At 66.6% G+C, this 7,557-nt stretch carries 9 protein-coding genes; 5 read left to right on the top strand and 4 right to left on the bottom strand.

The genetic code is table 11. The features are described 5' to 3' along the window. Positions 1-8 precede the first annotated feature (8 nt). Both ACEN88_RS20130 and ACEN88_RS20125 read left to right on the top strand, forming a co-directional pair. On the top strand, positions 9-155 hold the full coding sequence (locus ACEN88_RS20130; RefSeq protein WP_413342383.1) for a DUF4936 family protein: 147 nt from the start codon (positions 9-11) through the stop codon (positions 153-155). Then, the gene (locus ACEN88_RS20125; protein ID WP_413342381.1) at positions 146-904 is read left to right on the top strand and encodes an NRDE family protein; all 759 of its coding nucleotides are present in this window, start codon (positions 146-148) and stop codon (positions 902-904) included. The genes ACEN88_RS20130 and ACEN88_RS20125 overlap by 10 nt, the downstream gene beginning before the upstream one ends. 137 nt (positions 905-1,041) lie before the next feature. On the opposite strand, the gene ACEN88_RS20120 is transcribed toward ACEN88_RS20125, so the two are convergent. The 3 genes from ACEN88_RS20120 to ACEN88_RS20110 form a co-directional block, all read right to left on the bottom strand. Continuing rightward, positions 1,042-1,953, bottom strand: coding sequence for an SDR family oxidoreductase (locus tag ACEN88_RS20120; protein ID WP_413342380.1), 912 nt, complete (start codon positions 1,951-1,953; stop codon positions 1,042-1,044). Between the two features lie 31 nt (positions 1,954-1,984). Next, positions 1,985-2,287, bottom strand: coding sequence for a Dabb family protein (locus ACEN88_RS20115; RefSeq protein WP_413342378.1), 303 nt, complete (start codon positions 2,285-2,287; stop codon positions 1,985-1,987). 195 nt (positions 2,288-2,482) lie between these two features. Further along, on the bottom strand, positions 2,483-2,683 hold the full coding sequence (locus ACEN88_RS20110) for a DUF1737 domain-containing protein (RefSeq protein ID WP_413342376.1): 201 nt from the start codon (positions 2,681-2,683) through the stop codon (positions 2,483-2,485). A 123-nt stretch (positions 2,684-2,806) separates the two neighbouring features. Here ACEN88_RS20110 and xerC point away from each other — a divergent pair, with 123 nt between their 5' ends. The 3 genes from xerC to ACEN88_RS20095 all read left to right on the top strand — a co-directional run bounded on the left by xerC (position 2,807) and on the right by ACEN88_RS20095 (position 6,855). After that, on the top strand, positions 2,807-3,859 hold the full coding sequence (gene xerC / locus ACEN88_RS20105; RefSeq protein ID WP_413342374.1) for a tyrosine recombinase XerC: 1,053 nt from the start codon (positions 2,807-2,809) through the stop codon (positions 3,857-3,859). Between the two features lie 96 nt (positions 3,860-3,955). Next, positions 3,956-5,656, top strand: coding sequence for an MFS transporter (locus ACEN88_RS20100; RefSeq protein ID WP_413342372.1), 1,701 nt, complete (start codon positions 3,956-3,958; stop codon positions 5,654-5,656). Between the two features lie 149 nt (positions 5,657-5,805). Then, a complete protein-coding gene (locus tag ACEN88_RS20095; protein WP_413342370.1) occupies positions 5,806-6,855 on the top strand; it encodes a glycoside hydrolase family 5 protein in 1,050 nt (349 codons plus the stop codon). Positions 6,856-6,872: 17 nt separating this feature from the next. Here ACEN88_RS20095 and ACEN88_RS20090 read toward each other — a convergent pair. Next, positions 6,873-7,557 (bottom strand): XAC2610-related protein (locus tag ACEN88_RS20090; RefSeq protein WP_413342368.1); only part of this gene is annotated, 685 nt, incomplete at its 5' end.

Here is a 7,557-nt window from a genome sequence, read left to right as displayed (position 1 = left end):
GCGACGGCCTGCAGACCTGGATGGAAGTCTACCCCGGCGTGGACGACGCCTTTCCCGCGCGGCTCGACGCCGCGGCCCGCAGCGCCGGATTCGAAGGCCTCATCGAAGGTCCCCGCCGCGCCGAAATTTTTACGGATCTTCCAACATGTGCCTGATCGTCTTTGCCTGGCGCGTGATCCCCGGCCTGCCGCTGGTCGCCTGCGCCAACCGCGACGAATACTATGATCGTCCCGCCACTCCGGCCGGTCCGTGGCCGGACGCCCCGAACATCATCGCGGGCCGCGACCTGCGCGGCGGCGGCAGCTGGATGGGCGTGACGAAGGACGGCCCGCGCGGCCCGAAATTCGCCGCCCTCACGAACGTCCGTTCTCCCAGCGACTCGCGCACGGATGCGCCCACGCGCGGCGCCCTCGTCGCCGATTTTCTCAAGGGCGACGAGGATGCGCCGGCCTACCTCGCCCGTATCGCGCCGGATGCGGACGCCTACAACGGCTTCAACCTGATCCTGGGCGACCGCGACGGCATGGTCTGGTTCTCGAACCACGCGGGCGACGACCCGCGCAACGGCAAGCCGCTTGAGCCGGGCATCTACGGCGTGTCGAACGGCCTGCTGGATGCGCCGTGGCCCAAGGTCGTGCGCACGAAAGCGACGTTCGCCAGCCTGCTGCTGCAGGGCGCGCCGGAAGAAGCGTATTTCGAGATGCTCGCCGACACGACGCGCGCGCCTGACATGCGCCTCCCGCACACCGGCGTGCCGCTCGACCTGGAACGGCAGCTGTCCGCAGTCTGCATCGAGATTCCCGGTTACGGCACCCGCACGTCGACCGTCGTCAAGATGTACGACGGTGCCGAACCGGAGCTGCACGAACGCATCCTGAAACCTTGCGACCAGGCCGCGGCCTGATTGGACTGCCCCTCGGATGGGGGCAGGAATTTCCGCAGCGCACTGCTAATCTTGTTGCTCTACAGTAACAACAAGGAGCAGAGCATGCGCAAGGCAATCAAGGCGGAATTCGCGCACATCGCGGCGAACGTGCCGCCCTACTTTCCCTCGCCCTGAACCGCGGCCTTCAGCATGGCCGTGAATTGCGGCGTCGCCGCGTAGGCATCGGCCGGCGGCAGGCCATGCACGATGGTCTCCATGCGCTGGACCACGCCCTGCAGCGCCTGCGGATGCGTGAAGATATAGAAATCGCCCCGGCGGATACCGTCGAACGTGATGCGGGCCACGTCCGCCGCGGTCATCTTGCCCGACGCGACGGCCTGTTCCAGCAGCGCCTGGCCCGCCTGCTGGCTGGGCGTCGGCGGCCCGTCGTGGCGGAGGTCGCCGGGACGGTGCCGCGCCGAGTGCGCGATCGCCGTCGGCACGAAATACGGGCACAGCACCGACGCATTGATTGCCGCATCGACGAGGCGCAGGTCGTGGTACAACGTCTCCGACAGCGCGACGACGGCGTGCTTCGACACGTTGTACGGGCCCATCACGGGTGGCACCAGCAGCCCCGCCATCGACGCCGTGTTCACGATATGGCCTTCGTAGCCGGGGTCGCGGCGCGCGGCGTCGAGCATCAGCGGCGTGAACACGCGCACGCCGTGGATCACGCCCCACAGGTTCACGCCCAGCACCCATTCCCAGTCGGCTTCCGTGTGTTCCCAGATCAGGCCCGCCGTGCCGACGCCGGCATTGTTGAACAACAGGTGCACGCCGCCGTAGCGGATCATCGCCGCATCGGCCAGCTCTTCGACGTGCGCGGCCTTGCGCACGTCGCACACCATCGCCAGCACGTCGGCGCCGCCGGCCTGCAGCGCGTCGGTCGCCTGTTCCAGTGCATGCGCATCGACGTCGGCCAGGACCAGCTTCATGCCCAGCCGGGCCGCCTCGTTGGCGAACTCGCGTCCGAGTCCGCTGCCGGCGCCCGTGATGACGGCCACCCGTCCCGCAAAGTTCTCCATGGGGCCCTCCCCGTCGTTGTTACTTCACACGTCAGACTTCATAGTCCATGCACTGGCGCCCCTCGCGGATCGCGCCGATGAACGGCACGACCGCCTGGTGCACCGGATGCTTGATGTAGGCGTCGAGCGCGGCCTTGTCCTCGAACTCGGAATACAGCACGACGTCGTACGTGGCTTCCAGGCCGGGCTGGGCGATGACGACTTCGAACTTGATCTGGCCCGGGACGATGGTGGCGCATTCGTCCAGGCGGCGCTTCATTTCGATGGCGTTGGCGGCGCGGTCGGCGCCTTCGGCGTGGTCTTTCAGTTTCCACATGACGATGTGCTTGAGCATGGATTTCCTTTGTAGCGTTCAAGTTTGGACTGTCGCGACGTCCCGTTCCGAGGGATGGCGCGCCCTTATTATAAGAGCGATAAGGCGCTCCCGCCCTCGCCCGTTGGTGGCGGGGTTGGGTTGGTGGCGGGCCACATGTCGGTTAGTTGCATAATTTTGGAACAGCCCCCTTCGTCGCCTGGGTGGCCGCTGCACTTACGCAAGCGAGGACCGCGTGCCGGGCCAGATGACCGCCTGTGCCACGATGACGGTTTCGCCGTTGAAGGTGGCGGCGGGCGAGCCGTACAGCAGATACCCCTGCTCGAGGGCCGCGCTCACGCGGCGGCAAAACGACGCGTCGTCCGGGCCGGTGAGGATACGGTACGCTGGAAGACCTTCGGGCGGATGGTCGGACATGGTGCTCCCCTGGAGTGTGCGTTGTTGTAAGGATCGTCGAGTATATTGCCGAAACTACAGTCTTGCTGGCCGCAGTGGCCAGCGCCCGCGTCGCAAGTCGGTTAGTTGCAGTATGATGAGGCCATGAGCCATTCACCTTCCCTCGCCGACTGGGACAAGCGTCCCGTCGAGGCCTTCGCCGCCTTCGTCGTCACGCCGGAGTTCGTCCTCACGTCCAGCCGCCAGCGCGACGTACCGCTGCCTGTGTCGAAGGAATCCGCCGCCATCTACCGATTCATGTTCGGCAAGTTCGCCACGTGGATGCTCGAACGCGGTCTCAGGATGTCGACCGTGAACGCGGCCGACCTGCGCCGCTTCATCGAGCTGGCCAAGGACGGCCGGCGCGACCTCAACAGCAAGATCGCCTATCGCTACCTGCGCCTGCTGGAGCGCTGCTTCGACTACCTGGAACGCGCGCCGAACCCTGCCCGCCAGGCCATCATCGCGACGGACCGCGCCCACCTCGCCGAGGACGCCCCGATGACGGCGCTGAGCGCGGACGACCTGCAGCGCTTCCTGGCCGCCCTCCCCGCCGGCCGTACGGAAGACATGGCGTGCCACGCCGGCTGGAAGCGCCGGCGCGACCGCGCGATGCAGATCGTGATGGCGCTCGCCGGCCTGCGCGTGGCGGAAGCCATCGGCCTGCTGCTGGACGAAGTCGGCCGCCAGCCCGACATCGACGGCGCCATCACGCTCGACATCACCCCGGAAGCGAAGCACCGCACGAGCTACGAGCATACGACGACGCTGCCGCGGGCCGGCGTCGCCGAACTGACGGCATGGCTGAAGGAACGGGCGGAGCTCGAGATTCCGGGAGACCTGGTCTTCCCCGCGAACCTGGAAGGGGAGCCGCTGCACAAGGCGACCGTCTACCGGCAGACACGCGCGACGTTCGAGCGGGCCGGCATTGGCGTGTCCCGCGCGGGCGGGCGCACCCTGCGCAACAGCTTCGCCGTCCAGCAGCTCGAACAGGGCATGTCGCGCGGCGAGCTGACGACGGCGCTGGGCCTCGCGCTGGAGCGGTCGACGGAAGCGTACAAGTATGCGCGGCTGCATGAGGCGCCGGGCGACGCCTCGCCGGGCGACGCTTCGCCGGATGATCCCGACGACCCCGACCCAACTGTAAGCCCCGCGTAAGTTTCCAGCAAGCGTGCCGTAAGCTTCCCGGCGCACAGTCAGCAGGCTGCCCGCGCCATCGGGCGGCGCACACAATAAACACGACTGGAGACCACAATGGCAATCAACCCCGGCATGGCCGCGGGCGGCAAATCCATGCCGTCCGGCGTTGGGCTCACGAAGGAAGAGCGCAAGGTCATCTTCGCCTCCTCGCTCGGTACCGTCTTCGAATGGTACGACTTTTACCTGTATGGTTCGCTGGCGACCGTGATCGCCAAGCAGTTCTTCATCGGCGATCCGACCACCTCGTTCATCTTCGCGCTGCTCGCCTTCGCGGCCGGCTTCATCGTGCGGCCGTTCGGCGCACTCGTGTTCGGCCGCCTTGGCGACATGATCGGCCGTAAGTATACCTTCCTCGTCACGATCATGATCATGGGCGGCTCCACGTTCATCGTCGGCCTGCTGCCAGGCTATGCGTCGATCGGCATCGTGGCGCCCATCGTCCTCGTCACGCTGCGGATCCTGCAAGGCCTCGCGCTGGGCGGCGAATACGGCGGCGCCGCCACGTACGTCGCCGAACACGCGCCCGACGGACGCCGGGGCTTCTTCACGTCGTGGATCCAGACGACGGCCACGCTCGGCCTGTTCCTGTCGCTGCTCGTGATCACCGGCGTGCGTGCCGGCATGGACACCGCCGCGTTCGACGCGTGGGGCTGGCGCATCCCGTTCCTCGTTTCCGTGCTGCTGCTTGCCGTGTCGGTGTGGATCCGCATGTCGATGAGCGAGTCGCCCGCGTTCGCGCGCATGAAGGCCGAGGGCCGCACGTCGAAGGCGCCGCTGAGCGAAGCCTTCCTGACCTGGAAGAACGGCAAGATCGCGCTGCTCGCGCTGCTGGGCGTCGTGATGGGCCAGGCCGTCGTCTGGTACACGGGCCAGTTCTACGCGCTGTTCTTCCTCACCAAGACGCTGAAGATCGACGACGCGACGGCCAACATCCTGATCGCGATCGCGCTCGCGCTGGCGACGCCGTTCTTCATCTTTTTCGGCTCGCTGTCCGACCGCATCGGCCGCAAGACGATCATCATGGCCGGCTGCCTGATCGCCGCGCTGACGTACTTCCCGATCTTCAAGGGCCTCACGCACTACGGCAACCCGGCGCTGGAGACGGCGCTGAACAACTCGCCCGTCGTCGTCGTGGCCGATCCGGCGTCCTGCCACTTCCAGTTCAACGCCACCGGCACGAAGAAATTCCCGTCGTCGTGCGACATCGCCACCGCGCAGCTGACGGCGGCTTCGGTCAGCTACACGCGCCAGGATGCGCCGGCCGGCACCATCGCCAGCGTCAAGGTCGGCGACAAGGTCTACCCGTCGTTCAACGCGACGATGACCGCGGACGGCCTGAACTTCGACCTGGCCAGCAAGGACCGCGAGGCCGCGCTGAAGAAGGACCTGGGCGCCGCCATCAAGGCCGCCGGCTATCCCGCGAAGGCCGACCCCACGCAGATCAACAAGCCGATGATCGTGCTGCTGCTGTTCGTGCTGGTCCTGTACGTGACGATGGTGTACGGCCCCGTGGCCGCAATGCTCGTCGAGATGTTCCCGACGCGCATCCGCTACACGTCGATGTCGCTGCCCTACCACATCGGCAACGGCTGGTTCGGGGGCCTGCTGCCGACCACCGCCTTCGCGCTCGTCGCGGCCAACGGCAACATCTACTACGGCCTGTGGTATCCGATCGTGATCGCGGTCGCGACCGTCGTCATCGGCACCCTGTTCGTGCGCGAGACGAAGGACAACAACATCTACGCGGCCGATTGACCCAACCGGGGTCAGAGCCCGTTTTTGAACAATTTCCCAAAACCGGGCTCTGACCCCGGTTTTTGGAAATGTCTCGTTGTCACATGCTTGGCAGGAGGACGAGATAGCGCTACCATCGACGAACACAACGATAACGATGGAGACTCTTCATGCTCAAGCTGCCGCGCCTCGCCGCCGCCGTCACGCTCACCCTCGTCGCGCACGCCGCGTTCGCCGACGATCCCGCCCCCAACCCGCCGCCGGCCACGTCGCAGTTCAAGGAGATTGCCGCGCACGACCAGGTCCGGCAACTGGGCCGCGGCGTCAACGTCATCGGCTACGATCCGTTCTGGCAGGACGGCGCCAGCGGCAATTACAAGGAGGAACACTTCGCGCAGATCAAGGCGGCCGGGTTCTCGACCGTGCGCGTCGTGCTGTTCGCGTTCCGCGCCCTCGACGCGCGGAACCGCCTCGATCCGAAATGGCTGAACCGCCTCGACTGGGTCGTCGCGACGGCCACGAAGCACGGCCTCAACGTGATCGTCGACGAACACGATTTCGACGACTGCTCGAAGGATGTCGCCGCCTGCATGCCGAAGCTGAAGGCCGTCTGGAGCCAGCTGGCGGAGCGCTACCGCAATGAGCCGAACACGGTCGTCTTCGAACTGCTCAACGAGCCGCACGGCCAGTTCGACGCGGCCACGTGGAACGCCAGCTTCCCGCAGGTGCTGGCCATCATGCGCAAGACGAACCCCACGCGCAACGTCATCATCGGCGGCGTGCGCTGGAACAGCCGCGACACGCTGAAGGACCTGGCGCTGCCGGCCGCCGACAAACACCTCATCGCCACGTTCCACTACTACGACCCGTTCCCGTTCACGCACCAGGGCGCGTCGTGGGCCGACGAGCCGATCCGCTCCACGACGGGCATCCGCTTCGGCAAGCCGGCCGAGATCGCGCAGATCGACAAGGATTTCGCGGCCGTAAAAGCATGGAGCGATGCGAGCGGCCGCCCCGTCTTCCTCGGCGAATTCGGCGCCTACGACAAGGCCGCGATGGACGACCGCGTGCTGTGGACGTCGACCGTCGCGCGCACGGCCGAGAAATATGGCTTCGCGTGGGGCTACTGGCAGTTCTCCAGCGACTTCGTGCTGTACGACTTCAAGAAGAACGAGTTCGTGAAGCCGATCCTGAAGGCGCTCGTGCCGGAGACGCGCTAGCCGCGCAGCGGGCGGCCTCAGAAGCGCTTCGTGCAATGCCTGCGCACGCGTTTCCGGCCGCCCGCATACGTCGTGTCGATGTGCTCGTAACACGAGAACTCACCGGTTTCCCGGTCGTACAGCGGCCGCACGCTGTACTCGCTCGTCTTGACGAGCCGTCCCTTGCGCCAGCAATAGCGCTCGCCGCCGACATCTTCCGCCCCGCCTTTCCAGTCGCCCGTCACGCAGTTCGGATCGCGGCCGTCGACGCCGATGTTGCCGATCGCGGACAGCGCCTCGTCGAACAGGAAGCGTCCGCGCACGCGATCGTAGAGGTACACGGTGCTGCTGGTATTGCCGATCGGTGCGACGTCGCTCGTCACGACGAGGTCCGGGCAGCCGTCGTTGTTCAGGTCCTGCGCGAACAACCCGCCGTCGTCGCCGTAGTGGTTCGTCACGCCGTCGAGCACCTGCACAGTCCGTGCCGAGCGCACGTCGACGACGCGCACGGTGCCCGCGGACGGCGCATCCGCGTCCTTGGGCACCCAGCGGAACGCGACCTGCGCGCCGCATCCCCGACCCGCCGCCAGCGCTGCGACCGGAACAAGACAGACCAGCAAAAGAACCGCTTTTTTCATGCATGCCTCCATCGTGGATACGCGGCTCGTGCTGCTGACGGGCGCGATCCTGACGGCGTGGGCGGCGAACCGGATGCGGGCGTGG

The organism is Massilia sp. CT11-108, assembly GCF_047302915.1.
In the GTDB taxonomy this organism is placed as follows: domain Bacteria; phylum Pseudomonadota; class Gammaproteobacteria; order Burkholderiales; family Burkholderiaceae_D; genus Telluria; species Telluria orientalis.
Note: the sequence above shows the minus strand (reverse complement) of the source record. Positions and strands in the feature narration are given on the sequence as shown.

Excerpts from the sequence above, each read along its gene's own strand:
- ACEN88_RS20125 (WP_413342381.1), top strand. The coding sequence starts at position 146 with ATGTGCCTGATCGTCTTTGCCTGGCGCGTGATCCCCGGCCTGCCGCTG.
- ACEN88_RS20120 (WP_413342380.1), bottom strand. The coding sequence starts at position 1,953 with ATGGAGAACTTTGCGGGACGGGTGGCCGTCATCACGGGCGCCGGCAGC.
- ACEN88_RS20115 (WP_413342378.1), bottom strand. The coding sequence starts at position 2,287 with ATGCTCAAGCACATCGTCATGTGGAAACTGAAAGACCACGCCGAAGGC.
- ACEN88_RS20110 (WP_413342376.1), bottom strand. The coding sequence starts at position 2,683 with ATGTCCGACCATCCGCCCGAAGGTCTTCCAGCGTACCGTATCCTCACC.
- xerC (WP_413342374.1), top strand. The coding sequence starts at position 2,807 with ATGAGCCATTCACCTTCCCTCGCCGACTGGGACAAGCGTCCCGTCGAG.
- ACEN88_RS20100 (WP_413342372.1), top strand. The coding sequence starts at position 3,956 with ATGGCAATCAACCCCGGCATGGCCGCGGGCGGCAAATCCATGCCGTCC.
- ACEN88_RS20095 (WP_413342370.1), top strand. The coding sequence starts at position 5,806 with ATGCTCAAGCTGCCGCGCCTCGCCGCCGCCGTCACGCTCACCCTCGTC.